Origin of the sequence: Acinetobacter parvus DSM 16617 = CIP 108168, assembly GCF_000368025.1 — a bacterium.
Lineage (GTDB): Bacteria > Pseudomonadota > Gammaproteobacteria > Pseudomonadales > Moraxellaceae > Acinetobacter > Acinetobacter parvus.
This window is the reverse complement of record NZ_KB849212.1, coordinates 893,028-916,237: the sequence shown is the minus strand read 5'-3', so window position 1 is coordinate 916,237 and position 23,210 is coordinate 893,028. Positions and strand designations below refer to the sequence as shown.

Annotated in this window: 16 protein-coding genes, 2 tRNA genes and 3 rRNA genes; 14 read left to right on the top strand and 7 right to left on the bottom strand. The window is 42.3% G+C overall.

What is annotated here, in order from left to right; genetic code table 11:
* The first annotated feature begins 11 nt into the window (after positions 1–11).
* The gene (locus tag F988_RS10950; RefSeq protein WP_004683019.1) at positions 12–2,201 is read left to right on the top strand and encodes a 2OG-Fe(II) oxygenase; all 2,190 of its coding nucleotides are present in this window, start codon (positions 12–14) and stop codon (positions 2,199–2,201) included.
* A gap of 236 nt (positions 2,202–2,437) precedes the next feature.
* Here F988_RS10950 and F988_RS10940 read toward each other — a convergent pair whose 3' ends face one another.
* The 4 genes from F988_RS10940 to F988_RS10925 all read right to left on the bottom strand — a co-directional run bounded on the left by F988_RS10940 (position 2,438) and on the right by F988_RS10925 (position 5,905).
* On the bottom strand, positions 2,438–3,262 hold the full coding sequence (locus tag F988_RS10940; protein ID WP_004683015.1) for a carbon-nitrogen hydrolase family protein: 825 nt from the start codon (positions 3,260–3,262) through the stop codon (positions 2,438–2,440).
* A 29-nt stretch (positions 3,263–3,291) separates the two neighbouring features.
* Positions 3,292–3,813 carry an anti-anti-sigma factor GigB gene (gigB, locus tag F988_RS10935; protein WP_004675727.1) on the bottom strand — a complete coding sequence of 174 codons (522 nt, stop codon included), beginning with the start codon at positions 3,811–3,813 and terminating at the stop codon, positions 3,292–3,294.
* A gap of 102 nt (positions 3,814–3,915) precedes the next feature.
* A complete protein-coding gene (gene gigA, locus F988_RS10930) occupies positions 3,916–4,884 on the bottom strand; it encodes an RsbU family protein phosphatase GigA (protein ID WP_004675729.1) in 969 nt (322 codons plus the stop codon).
* A 130-nt stretch (positions 4,885–5,014) separates the two neighbouring features.
* The gene (locus tag F988_RS10925) at positions 5,015–5,905 is read right to left on the bottom strand and encodes an MlaA family lipoprotein (protein WP_004683013.1); all 891 of its coding nucleotides are present in this window, start codon (positions 5,903–5,905) and stop codon (positions 5,015–5,017) included.
* Positions 5,906–6,438: 533 nt separating this feature from the next.
* Here F988_RS10925 and F988_RS10920 point away from each other — a divergent pair.
* From F988_RS10920 to hisG, 10 genes are all read left to right on the top strand, one after another.
* Positions 6,439–7,975, top strand: a 16S ribosomal RNA gene (locus F988_RS10920).
* 177 nt (positions 7,976–8,152) lie between these two features.
* Positions 8,153–8,229, top strand: a tRNA-Ile gene (locus F988_RS10915).
* A gap of 71 nt (positions 8,230–8,300) precedes the next feature.
* A tRNA-Ala gene (locus F988_RS10910) sits at positions 8,301–8,376 on the top strand.
* A 472-nt stretch (positions 8,377–8,848) separates the two neighbouring features.
* Positions 8,849–11,741 (top strand): 23S ribosomal RNA (locus F988_RS10905).
* A 195-nt stretch (positions 11,742–11,936) separates the two neighbouring features.
* Positions 11,937–12,051: ribosomal RNA gene (gene rrf / locus F988_RS10900) — 5S ribosomal RNA — on the top strand.
* The 16S, 23S and 5S rRNA genes sit together here with 2 tRNA genes alongside, the layout of an rRNA operon.
* Before the next feature lie 257 nt (positions 12,052–12,308).
* A complete protein-coding gene (locus tag F988_RS10895; protein WP_004683011.1) occupies positions 12,309–13,757 on the top strand; it encodes an RNA polymerase factor sigma-54 in 1,449 nt (482 codons plus the stop codon).
* A 169-nt stretch (positions 13,758–13,926) separates the two neighbouring features.
* Positions 13,927–14,268, top strand: coding sequence for a ribosome hibernation-promoting factor, HPF/YfiA family (hpf, locus tag F988_RS10890; protein WP_004683010.1), 342 nt, complete (start codon positions 13,927–13,929; stop codon positions 14,266–14,268).
* A gap of 137 nt (positions 14,269–14,405) precedes the next feature.
* Positions 14,406–14,657, top strand: coding sequence for a BolA family iron metabolism protein IbaG (gene ibaG / locus F988_RS10885; RefSeq protein ID WP_004683009.1), 252 nt, complete (start codon positions 14,406–14,408; stop codon positions 14,655–14,657).
* 6 nt (positions 14,658–14,663) lie between these two features.
* Positions 14,664–15,923, top strand: coding sequence for a UDP-N-acetylglucosamine 1-carboxyvinyltransferase (gene murA / locus F988_RS10880; protein ID WP_004683008.1), 1,260 nt, complete (start codon positions 14,664–14,666; stop codon positions 15,921–15,923).
* A complete protein-coding gene (hisG, locus tag F988_RS10875) occupies positions 15,920–16,609 on the top strand; it encodes an ATP phosphoribosyltransferase (RefSeq protein WP_004683007.1) in 690 nt (229 codons plus the stop codon). Before murA ends, hisG begins: the two co-directional genes overlap by 4 nt.
* A 45-nt stretch (positions 16,610–16,654) precedes the next feature.
* Here the strand turns inward: hisG and F988_RS10870 are convergent, their stop codons facing one another.
* Together F988_RS10870 and F988_RS10865 are read right to left on the bottom strand one after the other, a co-directional pair.
* Positions 16,655–17,527: a sigma-70 family RNA polymerase sigma factor gene (locus F988_RS10870; RefSeq protein WP_004683006.1), complete on the bottom strand. Its 873-nt coding sequence runs from the start codon at positions 17,525–17,527 to the stop codon at positions 16,655–16,657.
* 5 nt (positions 17,528–17,532) lie between these two features.
* Complete coding sequence (locus tag F988_RS10865) at positions 17,533–17,964, bottom strand: carboxymuconolactone decarboxylase family protein (protein ID WP_004683005.1); 432 nt, start codon at positions 17,962–17,964, stop codon at positions 17,533–17,535.
* 255 nt (positions 17,965–18,219) lie between these two features.
* Between F988_RS10865 and hisD the strand changes: the two genes are divergently transcribed.
* A complete protein-coding gene (gene hisD / locus F988_RS10860; protein WP_004683004.1) occupies positions 18,220–19,512 on the top strand; it encodes a histidinol dehydrogenase in 1,293 nt (430 codons plus the stop codon).
* 158 nt (positions 19,513–19,670) lie between these two features.
* A complete protein-coding gene (gene hisC, locus F988_RS10855; protein ID WP_004683003.1) occupies positions 19,671–20,762 on the top strand; it encodes a histidinol-phosphate transaminase in 1,092 nt (363 codons plus the stop codon).
* A gap of 31 nt (positions 20,763–20,793) precedes the next feature.
* Here hisC and pabB read toward each other — a convergent pair whose 3' ends face one another.
* Positions 20,794–22,149, bottom strand: a complete 1,356-nt coding sequence (gene pabB / locus F988_RS10850; protein WP_004683001.1) for an aminodeoxychorismate synthase component I — start codon at positions 22,147–22,149, stop codon at positions 20,794–20,796.
* An 87-nt stretch (positions 22,150–22,236) separates the two neighbouring features.
* On the opposite strand from pabB, the gene F988_RS10845 reads away from it, so the two are divergent.
* On the top strand, positions 22,237–22,848 hold the full coding sequence (locus F988_RS10845; RefSeq protein ID WP_004683000.1) for a Uma2 family endonuclease: 612 nt from the start codon (positions 22,237–22,239) through the stop codon (positions 22,846–22,848).
* Positions 22,849–23,210: the final 362 nt, after the last annotated feature.

Genomic DNA, 23,210 nt, shown 5'->3' with positions numbered 1-23,210 from the left:
AGTACTTAAATATGTCAATCAAACACTTAAAAACAGAAATACTTTCCTGTTTGCGAACATTAAAAGGAAGTGGAAAATTCGCCACTATACAACGTCACGATTTCATATTACCTGGTTTACACGTTGAGGGAGTTGGAGAAATTTCATTCCCTCTACATGAAATACACGCGAAAGCATTATTATGCGTTGCAGAACAAGCACCTTTTGGTAAAGGTAGTGAAACGATTGTTGATACACAGGTGAGACGTACACAGCAAATTGATGCAGCACAATTTCAGTTTGCTAATCCACAATGGCAGCGTTTCTTAGATCAGCAACTTGAACAGATAAAAACTGATTTAGGTCTAAAAGATTATACCATTACAGCAAGCCCTTATAAATTATTGGTTTATCAAACGGGAGATTTCTTTTTATCCCACAAAGACGCTGAAAAAGAAAAAGGCATGTTTGGCTCACTGATTATCAATCTTCCCTCTCATTATACTGGAGGCGAGTTATCCATTCAGTTTGATGGTGAAGAAATCATTGCTGATTTTGCACAGGATGCCGCAAACTATACAATAAACTGTGCTGCATTTTATGCAGATTGTGACCATGAGATCAAACTGCTGACATCAGGCTATCGGATATGTCTGGTCTATAATCTGATACAACAAAAAACAGCCCCTAAAATTGAATTACACTCCATGAGCCAATATGTTGATAATTTGGTTGATATTTTTCAACGTTACCCATCAGATCAACCTTATATCACTTTATTGGGACACCAATATACCCCTGAAAATTTTGCCTATCATGCTTTAAAATTAAATGATCGCTATAAAGCGGATGTTTTACTCAAAGCTGCCAAGAAAATGGGCTATTACGCTAAACTCTGTTTGGTTACTGCCTATCAATCAGGAACGCCTGTTGATGATGGCTATAATTATAGCTATGGGGAAGAGGGTGGTGATGAAAATGCAGAAATAGATGAAATCCATGATGAATCTTTAGATATTGAGAATTGGCTTGATAATGAATATCCTGCTTTAAGCCATATTCACTTTGAAGAAAATGATTTAATCACCTCATTTGCAGTGGATGAGGGTGAACCAATTGTGAAAGAATCTACAGGGTTTATGGGAAATTACGGGCCTGATTTAACACATTGGTATCATCATGCTGCAGTGGTGATTTGGTCTCCTGAACAAAACGTGCAATTACTGGCACAGCAAGATGTTGCAACTCAACTGAGCTGGATGGCATATTTTACTCAAAATCAAACGGCATCCAAGCTGGAAATTGCAGCGATCAATCAACAACTGGATTATGGATTTGGTGATCGTTGCCGTCAACCCGACCATTTCAATGCTGTTGTAGATTGGCTTATTTGGCAAAATCATCAAGCTTTTCTCAATAAGATTGAATATGAATACTTGCAGTTATTATTTAATCGGATTGATGCAGAATATTGGCAAAAGCTTTTGGATTGGTTGCCTCAAAATGAGCATGTGCAATTTTTTGAAAAAATAACCACAGAAATTTATCCTAGCTTTTTAGAAAAACTCTTGGCAGTGTTCTGTGTATTGCTGTCTGATACGAAATATGCTGAATTAATTCAAATACAGATGGACCTGTTGCCAATGTATTGGGCAAAATTACCACGTTCTGGTTCAATACAATTGAGCAGTTCCGCACTTACACATTTATTTGCACTAGATGCTCAATTGTCACCCAATCAGGCTTGGATTGATTGTATCAGTCAGGCAATGATTACGCATCTTGACTGGAAATATATTCATCAGACACTTGTTCCGCAACTACTGAAAAACCAGAGTATAGGCAAAATTCATGCGAAATTAATGGATTACTGTCAGCAATATTTGCAACAACGTGTAGATCAACCACCCCAGCCACCTAAAGATTGGCAACGTGCTTTACCTGATACCCAAAATAATGTACAGGTTTGGCAGATGCTTGCAGACTTTATGCAATCAGCGACAGAAGAAATTTTTGATTATCGGAAAAACCAAGCTGAGCGAACACTGGTTGAAAATGCCATTCGTAATACAACGGTTGATCTTGCGATGGAAACCATACGCAAAGGTTCGCCACATACATTAAGGTTAATGAAAACGCAAGCGAGTTATGAGCGTCTGCTCAGAAATTGGGAACAGGATGTATGGTTGTTGCGTAAGATTAAGTCAAAATCTACGTCATAATGAATCTGGCAAGATTGGTTAGATCGATGATCTAACCAATCTTATGGTTTCTCGTATTATTTTGAGTACTTCAAAATCGCATCTTAAAGATATCGTCAAAATCAATCATTTTTCTGCTGAGTCGGCGGCTCTAACAACGTTGATGGCGGTACGCCCAAAGTTTGAAAAAGTTGATCATTATGGTCAGATATTTACCGTATGCACATATTTTGTATTAGCTAAGCTTTATGATGTGTTTAGTAATTGATTAATCTGCGATGCTGTATGAGTGGCATGGAATGGCGAATGGCATTCTGTTCATCAAGGTCAAAAGCACTGGTTACTAAACCATGCCCCTCAGTGTCTATCATCTGTAAAAGCTGACCACGACTATCCGTAATCCCTGCATGCCCCCAGGTTTGACGCTGTTCCCCATGCCAGCCTTGCTGTGCAGAACCAAGAACAAAACACTGGCTATCCATGGCACGTGCCTGTAGCAGCAGTTGCCAGTGCAGTTTGCCTGTTGTGTAGGTAAATGCGGCGGGCGCGGTTAGAATATTCGCCCCTTTGGTGCGTAACATCAACGAGAGTTCTGGAAAACGCAAGTCATAACATACCATTAGTCCGAGATTACCAAAAGATGTTCTGGCAACAACAACCTCATCACCAGGCTCAAAAAATCTTGATTCCTGATAACCCCCAACAGCGTCACCCACCTGAACATCAAACAAATGGATCTTGTCATAACGTGCTTCTGTACGCTCAGGACTAATGCATAAACTGACGGTACGCACACGACCATCCTGAATGATTGAGCCATCAGGACGAAATGGGCAGGGAAGTGTACCCGCAACAATCCAGATCTGGTAGCGGTGAGCAAGCTGTTCCAGTCGTTGCTGAATAGCCTCAAACTGTGCTGCGGTCTCGCGTTGCTTACCTGCGGCAAAACAGACAAAATTTTCAGGGAAGACAATCAGTTCAGCATCTTGGGCCTTACTTTGCTGAATCAATGACTCAATGACAGTGAAATTCGTTTCAATGTCATCTTGAGAGTTCATTTGTACAACAGAAAGCAGACTCATATAGGTACCACAATATTAGGAGGCAACGATCAGGCGTTTTGTTTTTGAGTATCCTGGTTTAAACAATCCTGTTCTTTTTGCAACTGCTTGACCAGTGGTTCAAACATATTCTGATTGTTTTCATTCAGGCGCATCAGGGTCTTATGCGCGTCCAGTACTGTATTTAACATTGCACTGTGTGTCACAAATTCTTCTGTTAGCTCCAGCGTGCACACACTAGGATCGCCGCAGTAATTCAGGATCACAAAAACCTGCCCCAGCCCCATGCTATTCGCCAGGGTGGTAATATCTGGATTGGTTGAAAGCATGACTGCCTGTATGTGATGGACTTGTTTAAGCTTAAGACCGAGTTTTGCAAGTACGCCCAGGACAGTACTATCAATAAATGTGGTCTGGGTTAAATCAACGATTGCACCAACAACATTTTGCTGCTGTTCAATCTTGTTGAGTAGCTTGTCCAAACTTATACAAGATTGGGCACGCACTTCGCCAATAAGCTTGAAAATATGCGTTCCATTTAAGCTTGCATATTCAACATGACCTGTTGACATATAAATGCCATTTTCAGAGAAAGGATATAAAATTATCCCATAGTGATATTCTAGACACAAGTGGTTGGATGCTGTGATCTAATTAAAACATTGATTTTAAAATTAATTCATTCGGCATAAACTCAGAATGGCAATATCATCAGCCACATGGTCGGGAGGCTGGAAAGAGTTGTTTTGAAGGTGGGTGACCAGTTGGTTAAATTGCTCATTTAACCCGCCATCAAAAGGTTCCAGTGCGCCATCGGAACATAAAATAAAGCGGGAATGACGGTTTAGTACACAATGATGCTCTTCCACTTCCAGTTCTTCGGTCAAGCCTAATGGAAAGCTGCTGGTTGTCAGAATCTGGGGAGGCTGATTTGGTTCAAAAATGATTGGGGGAGGATAATGCCCCGCACTTGACCAACGCACTTCGTGGCTAACCAAATTTAGAACCCCTGCCACCATAGTGATATGCTTTTCAATGTTTTCCTGTACCAGCATGGCATTGAGCTTTTGGATGAGCTGGCTTGGTGTCTTTGACCTACCATGAAATGCCGCCATCCATGAGGTCAATAAACTGCTGGTCACCCCATGCCCTGACACATCGGCAAGATAGAATAAAATTTCTTCATCATTCAGACGCCAATAATCATACCAGTCCCCTGAAAGATAGGCAGAAGGCTGAAAAAAGGACTCAAACTGATAATTGGGTAGTTCAATTGGATTGGGTAAAAGGCGCTTCTGTAACTCAGCGGCGGAAGGTAGATCGCGGCTATCCTGATTACGTTTATACTGGGCATCAATTTTAAATAAGGCATGAACAGGATTTTTAGGTAGGCTATCCCAGATCCAGCCTGCCAATGCTCCCATTTCCCATGCTTGTGCCAGAGCAGTTCCTTCATCTTCAAAAGCCAGCACAATGGTAGGCAACTTCCATTGGTATTTTAAAAAGTCCTGAACATCTGCAATTGCAATAATTGTGGGATCATACAAATCTAGATCATCAACATGAATGACTTGTAAACTCGGTAACTCATTCAATGACTGATCTAAACAAGGTATTGAGCGTGTGGGCTGAATGAAATACATAGATGAATAGCCGATCCTTTGTATGATCATTTTTTAATTCATCATAGATGAAAGATGATGAAAAACATAGTATTGCCAACATTTGAAATCTTTGGCAATACTGAAGTCCATAGGGAAAAATCTTGTCTTTTTATTTGTCATCAGCAGATGAGTCATTTGTATCATCTTCATCACTAATAAATGAAATATCAGACGAATCCCCATGCTTTTCAGCAATTTGGAAAGCTTTACGCTGTAGGTAGAAATCACGAATCATCGCATATTTATCGCCTTTCAGGCTTTCCTCAATATCAGGAATCTGGGAACGGGCATCAACTGCTTGTAACAAATTCGTTGACCAATATATGCCTTTCTGATCATCCAGCAAATATTTTTGAGGGCGACCATAACTATCAGCGAGCAAACCAAAACCATCACGGAACGTACTGGGGCCAAAGAAAGGCAGCATGACATAAGGACCTGAGGCAATACCATAATAGCCTAGCGTTACCCCAAAACTCTCTTCTTCTGTTGGCAATCCCAGACGACGTGCAGGGTCAGCAAAGCCTAAAGTCGTTAAGGTGTTGATTGTGAAGCGACCTAGACTTTTAGCTGCACGTGTTGGGCGGCCCTGTATGAACTGGTTGACTGCATTCCACGGTTCACCCAAGTTTTTCCTGAACTGACGATAAGGACTACGAACCTCTTCTGGAACCTTGGCAATATATTGTATGGCTACTGGCTTTAATATATTACGGTCCAGCATGTCATTGAATGCATAAATCTGGCGGTTCAATGGTTGTAAAGGGTCTTTTACCGCATCAGGCTGAGCTGCATTTGCATTTACTTTTAAATCATTCTTGGTGAGATGCTTCAAATCTTTTATTGCTTGAATCGTGGTCGGGTTTTTCTGTTCGGTTGTTGCCTGATTCTCAGTAGTATTGCTCTGGTCTGCCGATTCATTGGGAGTCTCTTGCGCGAATACTGATGAACATGCTCCAGCAGTTAACAACCCAAGCAAGATAAAATTTGAGTAATGCATATAAGTCCTTAATCGCGTTAGAGCGAAATTACAGTCATTAAATGATTGCCTTGATGCAAACATTATATAGAAACGGCATATAGTTTAATTGTTCTTCTGGTATTAAAACAAATTCGGTTGAAAAATATAAGCTGGAAAGTGTTTTTGATTGAAAATTGTTCACTTGGATATATTAATTTAAAAAAGCACTTGCAAGGTATTTAGAATGATCTATAATGCGACTCCATCGGCGGTGCTGTTGATTGAAAGTTGTTTTAAATCAATTATTTAAAGTGGTTTAAAATAAAGTTGAAATTACCTGTTGACTTTAAAGAGATTTAGAGTAACATAGCCGACCTAGCTTGATGATGACGAATCATTGAGAAGATCATTAAGAGAATAGAAGAACAACTTGTGTGGATTTTTACTGATTGATCGATCGAATATATTTTCATTGATTGAATGGTAGAAATTACTCGAAGTTTATTTGAGAAATATTTGTCAGAAAATTGATGAGCCAGATTTGGTGCTTAGAATAAAGCACAAATGATATTAAACTGAAGAGTTTGATCATGGCTCAGATTGAACGCTGGCGGCAGGCTTAACACATGCAAGTCGAGCGGGGATTGGGTGCTTGCACCTAATCTTAGCGGCGGACGGGTGAGTAATGCTTAGGAATCTGCCATTTAGTGGGGGACAACATTCCGAAAGGGATGCTAATACCGCATACGCCCTACGGGGGAAAGCAGGGGATCTTCGGACCTTGCGCTAAATGATGAGCCTAAGTCGGATTAGCTAGTTGGTGGGGTAAAGGCCTACCAAGGCGACGATCTGTAGCGGGTCTGAGAGGATGATCCGCCACACTGGGACTGAGACACGGCCCAGACTCCTACGGGAGGCAGCAGTGGGGAATATTGGACAATGGGCGGAAGCCTGATCCAGCCATGCCGCGTGTGTGAAGAAGGCCTTTTGGTTGTAAAGCACTTTAAGCGAGGAGGAGGCTACTTGGATTAATACTCTAGGATAGTGGACGTTACTCGCAGAATAAGCACCGGCTAACTCTGTGCCAGCAGCCGCGGTAATACAGAGGGTGCGAGCGTTAATCGGATTTACTGGGCGTAAAGCGTGCGTAGGCGGCTGATTAAGTCGGATGTGAAATCCCTGAGCTTAACTTAGGAATTGCATTCGATACTGGTCAGCTAGAGTATGGGAGAGGATGGTAGAATTCCAGGTGTAGCGGTGAAATGCGTAGAGATCTGGAGGAATACCGATGGCGAAGGCAGCCATCTGGCCTAATACTGACGCTGAGGTACGAAAGCATGGGGAGCAAACAGGATTAGATACCCTGGTAGTCCATGCCGTAAACGATGTCTACTAGCCGTTGGGGCCTTTGAGGCTTTAGTGGCGCAGCTAACGCGATAAGTAGACCGCCTGGGGAGTACGGTCGCAAGACTAAAACTCAAATGAATTGACGGGGGCCCGCACAAGCGGTGGAGCATGTGGTTTAATTCGATGCAACGCGAAGAACCTTACCTGGCCTTGACATAGTAGAAACTTTCCAGAGATGGATTGGTGCCTTCGGGAATCTACATACAGGTGCTGCATGGCTGTCGTCAGCTCGTGTCGTGAGATGTTGGGTTAAGTCCCGCAACGAGCGCAACCCTTTTCCTTACTTGCCAGCATTTCGGATGGGAACTTTAAGGATACTGCCAGTGACAAACTGGAGGAAGGCGGGGACGACGTCAAGTCATCATGGCCCTTACGGCCAGGGCTACACACGTGCTACAATGGTCGGTACAAAGGGTTGCTACCTAGCGATAGGATGCTAATCTCAAAAAGCCGATCGTAGTCCGGATTGGAGTCTGCAACTCGACTCCATGAAGTCGGAATCGCTAGTAATCGCGGATCAGAATGCCGCGGTGAATACGTTCCCGGGCCTTGTACACACCGCCCGTCACACCATGGGAGTTTGTTGCACCAGAAGTAGGTAGTCTAACCTTAGGGGGGACGCTTACCACGGTGTGGCCGATGACTGGGGTGAAGTCGTAACAAGGTAGCCGTAGGGGAACCTGCGGCTGGATCACCTCCTTAACGAAAGATTGACGATCGGTAAGAATCCACAACAAGTTGTTCTTCGAGATATATCGAATGAAAGATAGAAAAAGTATTGTTTCTCTTTTTTAATTTTAGAGATAAGTCGTGCACTACGCGCTGCGCTTGTCTTGCGAAATAAAAGAAGAGATCAACGATCTCTTCTTTTATTTCTCAGGGTCTGTAGCTCAGTTGGTTAGAGCACACGCTTGATAAGCGTGGGGTCACAAGTTCAAGTCTTGTCAGACCCACCACTACTGACGAAGTGATGAATAATCACAAGCTACTAGATAAAAAGATATGTCGTTCATTATGATTGTAAGCTGGGGACTTAGCTTAGTTGGTAGAGCGCCTGCTTTGCACGCAGGAGGTCAGGAGTTCGACTCTCCTAGTCTCCACCAGAGCTTCGATCAGCAAAGCAACGCTTTGCCGAAGCGCAAGACAAGCAGCTATGCTGCGCGTAGTATCTGATCTAATATGGTAGTGAAAGATATTTTTAAATTATAGAACTTAATAAATAAGGTGAATCAAGAGATTGATTTAGATTTATTAACTTCTGTGATTTATCACAGTTTACTGCAAGCTGACGAGGCTGTAGTTAATCATTAACAGATTAGAATTTGAGTCTGAAATAAATTGTTCACTCATTCAATAACAAAGCAAGAAGAATTAATTCTTTAAGCTGAGTTGTTAGAAATGAGAACTAGCAAAAACACTGAATCAAGCGTTTTGGTATATGAATTTAGATTGAAGCTGTACGGTGATTAAATTCACGAAGCAACAAACTGGATGAGAGCGATGTAAGTTGAAAAACGAGCATAGCAATCTGTCCTAACCTTACTTGTAAGGGTTAGCGACTGTTTGGGGTTGTATAGTCAAGTAATTAAGTGCATGTGGTGGATGCCTTGGCAGTCAGAGGCGAAGAAAGACGTGATAGCCTGCGAAAAGCTCCGGGGAGGCGGCAAATATCCTGTGATCCGGAGATATCTGAATGGGGGAACCCACTTACCATAAGGTAGGTATTGCAACATGAATACATAGTGTTGCAAGGCGAACGAGGGGAAGTGAAACATCTCAGTACCCTTAGGAAAAGAAATCAATTGAGATTCCCTTAGTAGCGGCGAGCGAACGGGGAGTAGCCCATTAAGTTATGTGTGTTTTAGTGGAACGCTCTGGGAAGTGCGAACGTAGAGGGTGATATTCCCGTACACGAAAGGGCACACATAATGATGACGAGTAGGGCGAGGCACGTGAAACCTTGTCTGAATATGGGGGGACCATCCTCCAAGGCTAAATACTCCTGACTGACCGATAGTGAACCAGTACCGTGAGGGAAAGGCGAAAAGAACCCCTGTGAGGGGAGTGAAATAGATCCTGAAACCGCATGCATACAAGCAGTGGGAGCCGACATGTTCGGTGACTGCGTACCTTTTGTATAATGGGTCAGCGACTTATATTCAGTAGCGAGGTTAACCGAATAGGGGAGCCGTAGAGAAATCGAGTCTTAATAGGGCGTTTAGTTGCTGGGTATAGACCCGAAACCAGGCGATCTATCCATGAGCAGGTTGAAGGTTGGGTAACACTAACTGGAGGACCGAACCCACTGTCGTTGAAAAGCCAGGGGATGACTTGTGGATAGGGGTGAAAGGCTAATCAAGCCTGGTGATAGCTGGTTCTCCCCGAAAGCTATTTAGGTAGCGCCTCGGACGAATACCATTGGGGGTAGAGCACTGTTTCGGCTAGGGGGTCATCCCGACTTACCAAACCGATGCAAACTCCGAATACCAATGAGTACTATCCGGGAGACAGACTGCGGGTGCTAACGTCCGTAGTCAAGAGGAAAACAATCCAGACCGCCAGCTAAGGCCCCAAAATCATAGTTAAGTGGGAAACGATGTGGGAAGGCATAGACAGCTAGGAGGTTGGCTTAGAAGCAGCCACCCTTTAAAGAAAGCGTAATAGCTCACTAGTCGAGTCGGCCTGCGCGGAAGATGTAACGGGGCTAAAACTATGTGCCGAAGCTGCGGATGTAACTTTTAAGTTACGTGGTAGGGGAGCGTTCTGTAAGCCGAAGAAGGTGTATTGAGAAGTATGCTGGAGGTATCAGAAGTGCGAATGCTGACGTGAGTAACGACAAAACGGGTGAAAAACCCGTTCGCTGAAAGACCAAGGGTTCCAGTCCAACGTTAATCGGGGCTGGGTGAGTCGACCCCTAAGGCGAGGCCGAGAGGCGTAGTCGATGGGAAATTGGTTAATATTCCAATACTTCTGTGTAATGCGATGAGAGGACGGAGAAGGTTAAGTCAGCCTGGCGTTGGTTGTCCAGGTGGAAGACAGTAGGCATGCATCTTAGGCAAATCCGGGGTGCTCTATGCTGAGAGTCGATAGCAAGCTGTACTTGTACAGTGAAGTGGCTGATACCATGCTTCCAGGAAAAGTCTCTAAGCTTCAGTTACACAGGAATCGTACCCGAAACCGACACAGGTGGTCAGGTCGAGTAGACCAAAGCGCTTGAGAGAACTCTGCTGAAGGAACTAGGCAAAATGGTACCGTAACTTCGGGAGAAGGTACGCTGCTGACGGTGATGGGACTTGCTCCCTGAGCGGTTGGCAGCCGCAGAAACCAGGCCGCTGCAACTGTTTATTAAAAACATAGCACTCTGCAAACACGAAAGTGGACGTATAGGGTGTGATGCCTGCCCGGTGCTGGAAGGTTAATTGATGGGGTTAGCGTAAGCGAAGCTCTTGATCGAAGCCCCAGTAAACGGCGGCCGTAACTATAACGGTCCTAAGGTAGCGAAATTCCTTGTCGGGTAAGTTCCGACCTGCACGAATGGCATAATGATGGCGGCGCTGTCTCCAGCAGAGGCTCAGTGAAATCGAAATCGCTGTGAAGATGCAGTGTACCCGCGGCTAGACGGAAAGACCCCGTGAACCTTTACTGCAGCTTGACATTGAACTTTGACCTTACTTGTGTAGGATAGGTGGGAGGCTTTGAAGTTGGAACGCTAGTTCCAATGGAGCCGTCCTTGAAATACCACCCTGGTAATGTTGAGGTTCTAACTCTGCCCCGTAATCCGGGGCGAGGACCATGTCTGGTGGGTAGTTTGACTGGGGCGGTCTCCTCCTAAAGAGTAACGGAGGAGTACGAAGGTGCGCTCAGCGTGGTCGGAAATCACGCGTAGAGTATAAAGGCAAAAGCGCGCTTAACTGCGAGACCCACAAGTCGAGCAGGTACGAAAGTAGGTCTTAGTGATCCGGTGGTTCTGTATGGAAGGGCCATCGCTCAACGGATAAAAGGTACTCTGGGGATAACAGGCTGATACCGCCCAAGAGTTCATATCGACGGCGGTGTTTGGCACCTCGATGTCGGCTCATCTCATCCTGGGGCTGAAGCAGGTCCCAAGGGTATGGCTGTTCGCCATTTAAAGAGGTACGCGAGCTGGGTTTAGAACGTCGTGAGACAGTTCGGTCCCTATCTACCGTGGGCGCTGGAAATTTGAGAGGATCTGCTCCTAGTACGAGAGGACCAGAGTGGACGAACCTCTGGTGTACCGGTTGTGACGCCAGTCGCATCGCCGGGTAGCTATGTTCGGAAGGGATAACCGCTGAAAGCATCTAAGCGGGAAGCCTACCTCAAGATAAGATTTCCCTAGGAATTTATTCCTCTAAAGAGCCGTTCGAGACCAGGACGTTGATAGGTTGGGTGTGGAAGCACGGTGACGTGTGAAGCTGACCAATACTAATTGCTCGTGAGGCTTGACTATACAACACCCAAACAGTTGTTGTATTCAAGATAAGTTCAATACATAACTTGATTTAGTGTAAAAACTAGTTAAAATGCTGAACACAAAGTTAGACTCAATATCTAATCCGTTAATAACTCTTTGGTTCGTAAGTAAGGCAGACATGAAGTGAAAACACAACATGATCAATAAGACCCCAAAACACCACAACAGTTTGCTGGCGACAATAGCAAGAGTGAACCACCTGATCCCTTCCCGAACTCAGAAGTGAAACCTCTTCGCGCTGATGGTAGTGTGGCGTTTGCCATGTGAGAGTAAGTCATCGCCAGCTTTTAAATACTAAACCTCCCAACCAATGTTGGGAGGTTTTTTATTGCTGAAGAAATATATGCTAGAAAAATAGTGATTGCCTCAATATTTGTCTACATTTAACAACAAGAGAAATATTTCAACAATATGTTTCATTGGCTTTTCTTTTTATAAATAAATATTTAAAGATTATGTGCTTCCTTATAGGCGTAAACATTGCTTTATGTTATAAATATATGAATAGGCATGTTTTTTGCTTATTCATAAAAGGAGCGTGTTATGAAATTATCTGTTGGGTTGAAAGTTGCGAATAGCTTGTCGTTAACTCCTCAATTACAGCAGGCAATTCGTTTATTACAACTTTCAAGTTTGGAGCTGGAACAGGAAATACAAATTCAACTTGATAGTAATCCTTTATTAGAGAAAATTGAAGAAATTAATACGACAGAAAGTTTAACTACGCTTGAAACTTCTGAAACAGGTGACTTAACCACTGAGCTGAATGCTGATCATCTACCGAATGACTTACCTGTTGATACAGAATGGGATGATATTTACACCCATCAATCTACTGCCTTGGCTTCTCCAGAATATGAAGAGAGAGAAGATAACCGTCAGATTCAGTTGAGCTTAAAGGAACATATTTTAGAGCAGGTGAATCTGCTGAATTTTTCTTTAGTAGATAAGTTAATTGCGTATTGCATTGTTGATTCTTTGGATGACAAGGGATTTTTGGATGCAGAGTTGGATGATATTTTGTTGGCCACTACTCGATTGTTGCGGGAAGTGGAGAATGATGAAGAGATTGAGCAAGATGAGATTATTGTTGTTTTAAAGTATATTCAACGTTTAGACCCAATTGGTGTTGGTTCTCGTAATTTAGCGGAATGCTTAAAAATTCAGTTAGAGACATTCCATGAAAAAGTACCTTATCTGACTGAAGCAAAAAAATTATTACAGTGCTATGAGCTTTTAATTGCAAATGATTTAAATAAGTTGTTAAAGCAGACTGGCCTAACCAAAGAACAACTAAAGAGCGCTATTGATCTATTAAAAACCTTAAAACCTTATCCTGGGCTGGAATTTAATCAACAAGAATCAGAATATCAGGTGCCTGATGTGGTGGTTTCGAAGAAAGACCAGCATTGGCAGGTTCAGTTGAATCCTGATGTCATGCCAAAATTACGCATTAATTCCTTTTACTCAAACATGATTCGTCGTGCTGATCAAAGTGATGACAATGTTTATTTGCGTAATCAAATGCTAGAGGCCAAGAGCTTTATCAAGAGTATTGATGAGCGCCATAAGACCTTATTGAAAGTTGCCACCTGTATTGTTGAGCATCAACGAGCTTTTCTTGAGCAGGGCCCTGAAGCAATGAAACCTTTGGTATTGCGGGATGTGGCGGAGGAAGTGGAATTACATGAGTCTACTGTTTCACGTGTCACAACCAATAAATATATGCTGACTCCACGTGGTTTGTTTGAACTGAAATATTTCTTCTCTAGCCATGTGGGAACAACAACAGGTGGTGAGGCTTCTTCCACCGCAATCCGTGCCATGATCAAAAAGTTGGTTTCAAACGAGAATCCACGTAAACCTTTGTCAGATAATGCAATTGCTGAAATGCTGAAACAAGAGGGGATTGAAGTGGCGCGGCGTACAGTTGCAAAATATCGCGAATCGTTACATATTCCCTCATCTTCTGAAAGAAAAGTCTTGATCTAAATTTAAAGGTGTGACTATTCTAAGAGTTCATTATGACGGAATAATGAATTTTTAATAAACACTAGAGGAATCGCTGAGATGATTTAATGGATATGTTGAACCATAATAGGTCGCATTAAATTGTTTGAGCGATATTCTTGAATCCTGAGAAAAGGTGAGGGATAGAATTATGCAAATAACGATTCGTGGACACCATTTAACCATTACACCAGCAATTGAAGAAAATATAAAAGCGAAGTTTAGCCAAATGACCAAGCATCTGGATCATGTGAATAGTATGCAGATCAAGCTGGCTAAGGATCATCAAATAGACAAACTGTCTCATAAAGGCAGTGCAAACCATATTGCGGAAGCGATTATACGTTTGCCAGGGGTTGAGTTGTTTGCTCAGGCGACAGCTGATGATATGTATACTTCGATTAAAAAGCTGACAGAAAAATTAAAACGACAGCTTGCCAAACATAGAAAGATGCAGTGTTCGTATCAGCATGAACTTGCGCTAGTATCCTGATTTTGGTGTTCTAATCGAAGAGGCTTTTTAGAAAGCCTCTTTTTTTATAGATAAAAATGAAACCTTACTGAATTATGTGAAAAAGTTATAGTAAAATATATGGTTTTACAGCAATGCTTGTATAAGAGGTCTTGGTAATGAATAGTGAGCAGCTCACACAAATTTTAAAAGAAGCTTTCCCTGAAGCAGAAGTGGCAGTGAGTGGACAAGCTGGGAAATTTGACCTTCGCATTGTTGACGATCAATTTGATGGTAAACGGACTGTGACTCGTCAACAGGCTGTTTATGCACCCCTGAATTCCTATATTGCGAGTGGTGCAGTTCACGCTGTTACCATTCGTGCAATGACAAAAGACGAATGGCGCAAAGCAAGCCTTTTCGGAGTCTAAATATTAATGGATAAATTTTTGATTACGGGTGGTGTTAAGCTCGAGGGTGAAGTGCGCATTTCTGGTGCTAAAAATGCCGTATTACCATTGTTGGCAGCCACGATTTTAACTGATGATCCAGTCACGATTCGTAATGTTCCCAATTTAAAAGATGTACACACCATCAGCAAAATTATTGCAGGTCTGGGCGTAACCATCACTTATGAGGGCGATACTGTTTATGCTGATGCCAGCACTTTAAGTAATCAATTTGCCCCTTATGATCTAGTAAAAACCATGCGTGCCTCGATTTTGGTGCTGGGTCCATTACTGGCACGTTATGGCAATGCAAAAGTTTCATTGCCAGGTGGGTGTGCCATAGGTTCGCGTCCAGTGGATTTGCATTTAAAGGCGATGGAAGCACTAGGTGCGAAGATCGAAGTGGAAAATGGTTATGTGCATGCTTCGATTGATGGCCGTTTAAAAGGCGGTGAAGTCGTTTTTGATATGGTCACAGTAGGCGGTACGGAAAACATCCTGATGGCTGCGGTTTTGGCGGATGGTGTGACCACAATCCGCAATGCAGCATGTGAGCCTGAAATTACTGATTTAGCCAATATGCTCAATAAAATGGGCGCACAAATTGAAGGACTGGACACCAATACATTGGTTGTGACAGGTGTTGAACGTTTGCATGGTTGTGAACACAGTGTTGTGCCTGATCGTATTGAAACAGGTTCATATCTGGCTGCTGCTGCGATTACGGGTGGAAAAATCAAAACTACACACACCAACCCTTATATTATGGAAAGTGTGTTGGACAAGTTTGAGGAAATGGGTGCAGAAGTCACGCGTGGTGAGGACTGGATTGAACTGGATATGCAAGGCAAGCGTCCTAAGGCGGTGAGTTTTAGAACATTGCCTCATCCAGAGTTTCCAACGGATATGCAGGCACAGATCATGGCCGTCAATGCCATTGGTCGTGGTTTTGCAACAATTTCAGAAACAATTTTTGAAAACCGTTTTATGCATGTGCCTGAACTTTCGCGTATGGGCGCCAACATTCAGGTCGATGGACATGATGCGGTGGTCACAGGTGTAGAAAAACTACAAGCTGCGCCTGTTATGGCAACCGATTTACGCGCCTCGTTTTCACTCGTTCTTGCTGCGCTGGTTGCAGAGGGTGAAACACTGGTTGATCGTATTTACCATATTGATCGTGGCTACGAGCGTGTGGAAGAAAAATTGCAAAGTTTAGGGGCGCAGATTAAGCGGGTAAAAGCATGAATGACTTAAGAAACGATGATCCGAATTTTGATGTGATGGGTAATTTTGATCATGGTTTAACTTTAGCACTCAGTAAGGGCCGAATTTTAAAGGAAACCTTGCCATTACTGGAAAATGCAGGCATCAATTTACTTGAAGACCCAGATAAATCACGCAAGTTAATTTTTCCAACCACGCAAAAAAAAGTACGTATCCTGATTCTGCGTGCTTCTGACGTACCGACCTATGTGGAGAACGGTGCAGCAGATTTTGGGGTGGCAGGTAAGGATGTGTTGATGGAGCATGGTGCCCAGCATGTTTACGAGTTGCTTGACCTGAAAATTGCCAACTGTAAGCTGATGACTGCGGGTAAGGTCGGTATGGAACGTCCTAAAGGGCGTTTAAAGATTGCCACCAAGTATGTCAATTTAACCCGACAATACTACGCGAGTTTAGGTGAGCAGGTTGATGTGATTAAGCTGTATGGTTCAATGGAGCTTGCACCTTTGGTTGGTCTGGGTGACTATATTGTTGATGTAGTGGATACAGGCAATACCTTGCGTGCCAATGGTCTGGAAGCTTTGGAAGAAATTTGCAAAGTGTCTTCACGTTTAATTGTCAATAAAGCCAGCTTTAAACGCAAACAGGCGATTCTAAATCCGATTTTGACGCAACTTGAACAAGCCATTAAAGCACGTCAAAACTAAGTTTTAGATTGAATTGAATAAAAAGGTCAGCTTCGGTTGGCCTTTTTATTTGAGTTTATCTGGATTACGTAAAGAATAAATGCTTTGCAGTTGTTGCTGATCATTGAAAGCAAAAGTAAGTACCATGACACAACAATGGTCTGAGTCATAGAGTTTAAAACCGACACCGCCATTGATATGGCACATATCCCAAGAGAGTTCAGTCCACGCTTGAAAAAGCAAGCGTTCAAAGAAACGTAATATAGGCGGTTGGCCAATGAAAGGCTGTCGAATAGCTGAGACTTTACCACCGCCATCCGCTGCAAATTGGATATCGTCACTAAGTAATTGTGTGAGTTGATTCAGGTCGTGTGAATGAATGGCGACCTTGAATGCATTGAGTAAGTTGATTTGCTGCTGAGTCGGATGATTCGAGAGAATGTTCGGTTCATCCGCAATACGTTTCCTGCTACGGGCCACCAATTGTCGACAATTACTTTGTTGTTCCCGAAGGATTTCTGAAATTTCAACATAATCAAGATTAAAAATGTCATGTAGTAAATATGCTGCACGTTCTTTAACTGAAAGTTTTTCAAGAATCAAAAGAAAAGCAGTAGAGAGGGTATAGTCGGATTCGACCGAGAATGTTTCTGTATGATGATAGGGTTCAGGTAACCATGTTCCCGTATATTCAGTTCTAGATCTGTGGTGAGCACGGAGTAGATCAATACAATGGCGTGTGCATACAGAGGTCAGCCAAGCTTGAGGATTGAGAATATCTTGCTTAGGTTGCTGTTGCCATTTTATAAAAATATCCTGTAAGACATCTTCAGCATCACTTGTTGTTCCCAGCAGTCGATAAGCAAGACCGAACAGAAATGTTCGGCTTGTCTCAAAAATTGTTAAATCGTGTTGGCTAATCATGCCTGATGCTTTCATAGATGTTAATGCTGTGAAATTGCAATTCGATTCCACAAATTAATCATGCCAATCAGTAAAGTTAAAGCTGAAATTTGTGGCTCACTGAAATATTTTAATAGGGTTATACGTAACGGCTCATAATCAGTGAGCGGGTTTAAAGTCGTGAGTGCTTCAACCCAAGCAAAGGCGGCTTTTTCCTGATCCGTATAATCATTGCAATGTCGCCATACCACCAAACGGTCCAAACGTGATTGTATTTCACCATCTGCCATAGCTTCAGCAATATGCATCTTCACACAAAAAGCACAACCATTGATTTGCGAGGCACGTAATAGAACAAGATGATAAAGCGAGCGATCTATCAAAGCTGAATCGAGAATGTTTTGATGGACTTGATAGAGATGATGAATTGACTCTGGTAAATGTTTTTTAGGATTAATATTGAGTGTCGTCATTATAGTGTTCCTGATTAAAATCAACGTAGGTATTCATTTGACGACTCAGCCTTTTGTTTTGTGACAAATGGAATAAAAAAATTTAACTTTTGTTTTTGATAGCTAAATGTTTTGATTAAAAAGATAAAAGTAGAGATTGTGGATTGATCGAAGAACCTTCTCTTTCTGATTGATTTTTTTAGCCTATATTGTGCCCACAAGTACACTGAAAAAGAGTAAACTTAGCGCTCTCTTATTCGCCTTGTGGGTAAATTGATGCGACGTTTATCGACTCAGGATCAGAATTTTAAACAGGCATTCGCTGAGCTTTTGGCATTTGAAACTGTTAATGATCCTCAACTCGTACAGACTGTAGACCAGATTATTGCTGATGTCCGTCAGCATGGTGATGATCATGTACTTAAACTCACCCAACAGTTCGATCGACATCCAGCGCATCAATTCTCCGATTTAGAACTTAGCCAGCAACAGCTTAAAACCGCATTTGAGGGATTAAGTACAGAAATTCGTGAAGCTCTGGAGCTGGCGGCAAAGCGGATTCGTTCATTTCACCAAGCCCAAAAACAGGAAGGCTGGACCTATGTGGATGAGCTAGGGAATACACTGGGGCAGAAAGTTACGCCTCTTGATCGGGTTGGGATTTATGTACCAGGGGGGTTGGCATCTTATCCATCTTCTGTGTTGATGAATGCGCTACCCGCCCATGTGGCTGGCGTGCCTGAAATTATTATGGTGGTGCCTGCACCAAATGGTGAGCTCAATCCATTGGTCTTGGCTGCGGCATATATAGCTGGCGTTAGCCGAGTATTTACCATTGGTGGTGCACAGGCAGTTGCGGCATTGGCCTACGGAACCCAAACCGTTCCAGCCGTAGATAAAATTACGGGACCAGGGAACCGCTTTGTTGCTGCGGCAAAACGGGCCGTGTTTGGTCAGGTGGGCATTGATATGATTGCTGGACCTTCAGAAATTCTGGTCTATGCAGAGGGTGAAAACAATGCCGAATGGCTGGCGATGGATGTATTGTCTCAGGCAGAACATGACACGGTTGCTCAAGCCATTTTCATTACACCCGATGAAGCACTTTTAAATGCCGTGGATGCAGCCATTGAAAAGCATCTTGCTGAATTACCAAAAGCCGAAATTGCCCGTACTTCAATTCAAAACCGTGGTGCACTGGTTCTGGTTAAAGACCGTGCAGAAGCGATTGAGCTGATCAATCAGGTTGCGCCTGAGCATTTGGAACTCTGTCTGGATGATGCTGAATTGATGAGTCAGGATATTCGTCATGCAGGTGCAATATTTATGGGACGTTATACGCCAGAAGCGATTGGTGATTATTGTGCAGGGCCAAACCACGTTTTGCCAACGTCAGGCACAGCCCGTTTTTCCTCGCCACTGGGTGTTTATGATTTTCAAAAACGTTCAAGCCTGATTATGTGCTCACAGGATGGTGTTAAAACGCTGGCCAAAACAGCCGATATACTTGCGGTACAAGAAAACCTTGATGCCCATGCACGTTCAGCACGTTACCGTTATGAAGCTTGAATGTGCAACGTGTGTCATTGCTTAATGTTATAACAAATATAAACCTCTCCCTAACCCTCTCCTAGAAGGAGAGGGGACTTGTCACTATACATGTGGAATAAGTTTGAAGATTCCTCTCCCTTTGGGAGAGGTTAGGAGAGGGTAAAAGAGAATATAAAATGTCAAAGATCACAACACAACAAATGCGTTTTTGGAGTCCAGAAGTTCGCGAATTAGAGCCTTATGTGCCAGGTGAACAACCAAAAATCCAGAATTTGCTCAAACTCAATACCAATGAAAACCCATATCCACCATCACCAAAAGTTGTGGAAGTGGTGCAGGCAGTTTTGGAAAATCAGGCCGATGCCTTGCGTTTATACCCTGACCCTGATGCCACAGCCTTAAAGCAAGCAATTGCCAATCAGCAAAAAGTTGAACTTGATCAGGTTTTTGTGGGTAATGGCTCGGATGAAGTTCTAGCCCATATTTTCAAGGCATTCTTTATCCAGAAACAACCTGTACTCTATCCTGACATTACCTATAGCTTTTATCCAGTTTATAGTCAGTTCTTTGGTATCCAGACCAAGCAGATACCTTTGAATGAAAATTTTGAAATTGATGTTTCAGATTATCAGCAGGAAAATGGCGGCATTATTATTACTAATCCTAATGCGCCAACCAGTATTGCATTGGGTTTGCAACAAATTGAACAAATTTTGCAGGCCAATCCAGATCGTGTGGTTGTCATTGATGAAGCCTATGTCGATTTTGGTGCTGAATCTGCGGTTCAGCTTGTGAATCAATATGAGAATCTGGTGGTTTGTCAAACAACCTCCAAGTCACGTTCACTCGCGGGTTTGCGTGTAGGTTTTGCAATTGCACAAAGCCATTTGATTGCAGCACTTGAAGCAGTGAAGAATAGTTTTAATTCTTATCCAATCGACCGCTTTGCGATTGCAGCAGCAGTGGCTTCATTTGAAGATCAAGCTTATTTTGAAGCGCAATGTGCCAAAGTAATTGAGAGTCGAGAAAAATTAGTTGATGATCTCGTGGCTTTAGGCTTTAAGATATTGCCATCAAAAGCCAATTTTATTTTTGCCACACATCCGCAATATGAAGCCGCCAAGCTTGCACAGCAACTCCGTGAGCAGGGCATTATTGTCCGTTATTTCAATAAACCAAGAATTGATCAATTCCTGCGAATTACCATTGGCACAGATGAGCAAAATCAGCGTTTAGTCGATACACTCAAAACGGACATATTATCGTAGGGGCGTATTGCATACGCCCTATTTGTAACGATTATGAAGCCTCATTTTTCTGCCATGTGTTGAGCAAATCAAGCATGGCAGAAATTTTATCAAAGCATTCTTGGTACTCGGCTTCGGCATCAGAAGCAACCGTAATGCCACCACCTGCCCAGACCGATAATTGATCCTGATACTTTTGAATACTACGAATCAGGATATTCCAGCGTCCCGTACCATCAAAATTGAAATAACCCAAACTGCCACAATACGCACCTCTTGATGCACCCTCTAGTTCCTCAATAATCTGCATGGCACGAATTTTGGGTGCGCCCGTAATTGAACCACCAGGTAGGGCAGACAATAGCATCTGTATTGGGTTGATATCTTGCTTTAAAGTTGCCGTGATTTCACTAACCATGTGGTGAACCTGATTGAAGCTTTCAATTTCAAAGAGTTTAGTTGTCTTTACTGAACCAATTTCAGCATAAACACTGAGGTCATTACGCAACAGGTCCACAATCATGACATTTTCAGCCTGATCTTTTTCAGAGTTACTGAGTTTGGCTTTGGATGCTTGATCCTGTTTGGGATCATCAAAGCGTGGCATGGTTCCCTTAATTGGTCGGGTCTTGATTTTTCTCTCATGCTGAAATTCGATAAATAACTCAGGTGAACAACTGAGTAGCTCAAAATCATCAAGCTTTAAATAACCTGCATACGGTGCATGGGTCAATTGCCATAATTCTTCAGCTTTACTTAATAGTGTACCTTGTGCTGTTGCCTTAAATTCTTGTGTTAAATTGATTTGATAACAATCACCTGCCTTGATGTACTCCTGAACCTGATTGAATGCGTCAAAATATTGTTCTTTTGACCAACGGGAAGCGCACTTTTTTAAGAGTTGAAGTGTGGCTAATTCATTTTCTTGGGCTTGGTTTAGCAGTCTGGAAATGCTTTTATAAATATTTTGCGCTTGTTCCTCATCACTATAAAAATACCATGCGCCATCCTGAAACTTTAAAAAAGTAGAATATTCACCTAGAAAAAAGCTGGGTTGTGGATGACTAAAAACATCAATAAATTGATCTGCACTATAGTCATAGCTAAAGAAGCCAATATAACCACCATTGAAAGAAATGTCGTGCTCTGGGTATTCTTGTGAATGATTGAAATTTGAAAATTCAATCACTGATGTTACATCTTGATTTATTTGATATTGATTAAATTCAATTTGATGAAACTGTATCAGCGTTGACTGCTGAAATTTTAAAAAAGCTTTGGGTAGAAATGCAATAACAGGAAAATTTTGATCATGGAGATAGACCAAGCCAGTTAAATCCTGAAGCTGGAGCAAAAGTGCAGATACGGCATTATTTTGTATGTTTAACTTTTGCAAAAACTGGGACATAAAAAGAAATACATTGGCATACACAAGGATATGCTAGTGTACTACACTCTAAAATAGAATAAACATTTTGGGTATTAGGGCAGCAAAATGGCAGTCATTCAACCACAACCATATATCAGTGAACAGGAATACCTTGAGGGCGAATTATTGACTGATATCAAACATGAATATATCGATGGCGAAGTTTACGCAATGGCGGGCGCACATCGGAACCATGTTCGTTTAGCAGATAATATGTTGGGGTTATTATTGGGTCACCTCAAAGGTAAACCATGCCAACCTTTTGGTTCAGATATGAAACTCAAAGTCGGAAAAAACTACTTTTATCCTGATGCAATCATTGATTGCAGTGAAGATGAACAGGATTATTATACCGAAAACCCAACCCTCATTGTTGAGGTGCTCTCAAAATCCACCCGCCAAAAAGACAAGACACTGAAACGTGATCTTTACCTTACTATTCCGACTTTACAGGAATATGTGTTGATCGAACAGGATTTTGTCGATGTGGAAATCCAGCGTCTTTCTAACGGCTGGCAGTCTCAACATTTTTATTTAGATGAAGATGTCCATTTTCAGTCGATTGATTTAACGGTTAAAGTCTCAGAAATCTATGATCGGGTAAAAAATGAAGATATGCAGCAATGGCTGGCGAAGCAGGCAGAAATTGCACAAGCTGAACAGGGCATAGGGCAATAAAATTAAGCTTATTGTCACTTGTAGAGAAAGTATGGCTTAGAAAGTGAATACCGAAAAACTTGATTTTGACGATTGTTATCAATTTTAAGTTAAAAAGAGATTTTGTTTACATTCTCAAAACGAAAATTCTGCCGATTAACAGACAGAAGTTCAAAATATTCAGGTTGATTTAAAAAGATTTTGTATAAAAATTATAATTATCAATATGTTGTAGAATAAAAAGTCTATTGATTGCTATTAATCAGATAATGCCGTTTATCCATTGGAGCGTAAAACCTCGGGGTTTAGCCCGAGGATATAAGCGACTGGCGTAAGCCATACGACATGAAATGTCGTTTTAAATACTTTTGCTATAATCACTA

Bases quoted from the DNA above. Each gene is read 5' to 3' on its own strand.
- F988_RS10950 (WP_004683019.1), top strand. From the start codon at position 12: ATGTCAATCAAACACTTAAAAACAGAAATACTTTCCTGTTTGCGAACA.
- hisG (WP_004683007.1), top strand. From the start codon at position 15,920: ATGAATGACTTAAGAAACGATGATCCGAATTTTGATGTGATGGGTAAT.
- hisD (WP_004683004.1), top strand. From the start codon at position 18,220: ATGCGACGTTTATCGACTCAGGATCAGAATTTTAAACAGGCATTCGCT.
- gigA (WP_004675729.1), bottom strand. From the start codon at position 4,884: ATGTATTTCATTCAGCCCACACGCTCAATACCTTGTTTAGATCAGTCA.
- F988_RS10925 (WP_004683013.1), bottom strand. From the start codon at position 5,905: ATGCATTACTCAAATTTTATCTTGCTTGGGTTGTTAACTGCTGGAGCA.
- F988_RS10870 (WP_004683006.1), bottom strand. From the start codon at position 17,527: ATGAAAGCATCAGGCATGATTAGCCAACACGATTTAACAATTTTTGAG.
- pabB (WP_004683001.1), bottom strand. From the start codon at position 22,149: ATGTCCCAGTTTTTGCAAAAGTTAAACATACAAAATAATGCCGTATCT.
- F988_RS10845 (WP_004683000.1), top strand. From the start codon at position 22,237: ATGGCAGTCATTCAACCACAACCATATATCAGTGAACAGGAATACCTT.
- ibaG (WP_004683009.1), top strand. From the start codon at position 14,406: ATGAATAGTGAGCAGCTCACACAAATTTTAAAAGAAGCTTTCCCTGAA.
- gigB (WP_004675727.1), bottom strand. From the start codon at position 3,813: ATGTCAACAGGTCATGTTGAATATGCAAGCTTAAATGGAACGCATATT.
- F988_RS10940 (WP_004683015.1), bottom strand. From the start codon at position 3,262: ATGAGTCTGCTTTCTGTTGTACAAATGAACTCTCAAGATGACATTGAA.
- hpf (WP_004683010.1), top strand. From the start codon at position 13,927: ATGCAAATAACGATTCGTGGACACCATTTAACCATTACACCAGCAATT.
- F988_RS10895 (WP_004683011.1), top strand. From the start codon at position 12,309: ATGAAATTATCTGTTGGGTTGAAAGTTGCGAATAGCTTGTCGTTAACT.
- hisC (WP_004683003.1), top strand. From the start codon at position 19,671: ATGTCAAAGATCACAACACAACAAATGCGTTTTTGGAGTCCAGAAGTT.
- murA (WP_004683008.1), top strand. From the start codon at position 14,664: ATGGATAAATTTTTGATTACGGGTGGTGTTAAGCTCGAGGGTGAAGTG.
- F988_RS10865 (WP_004683005.1), bottom strand. From the start codon at position 17,964: ATGACGACACTCAATATTAATCCTAAAAAACATTTACCAGAGTCAATT.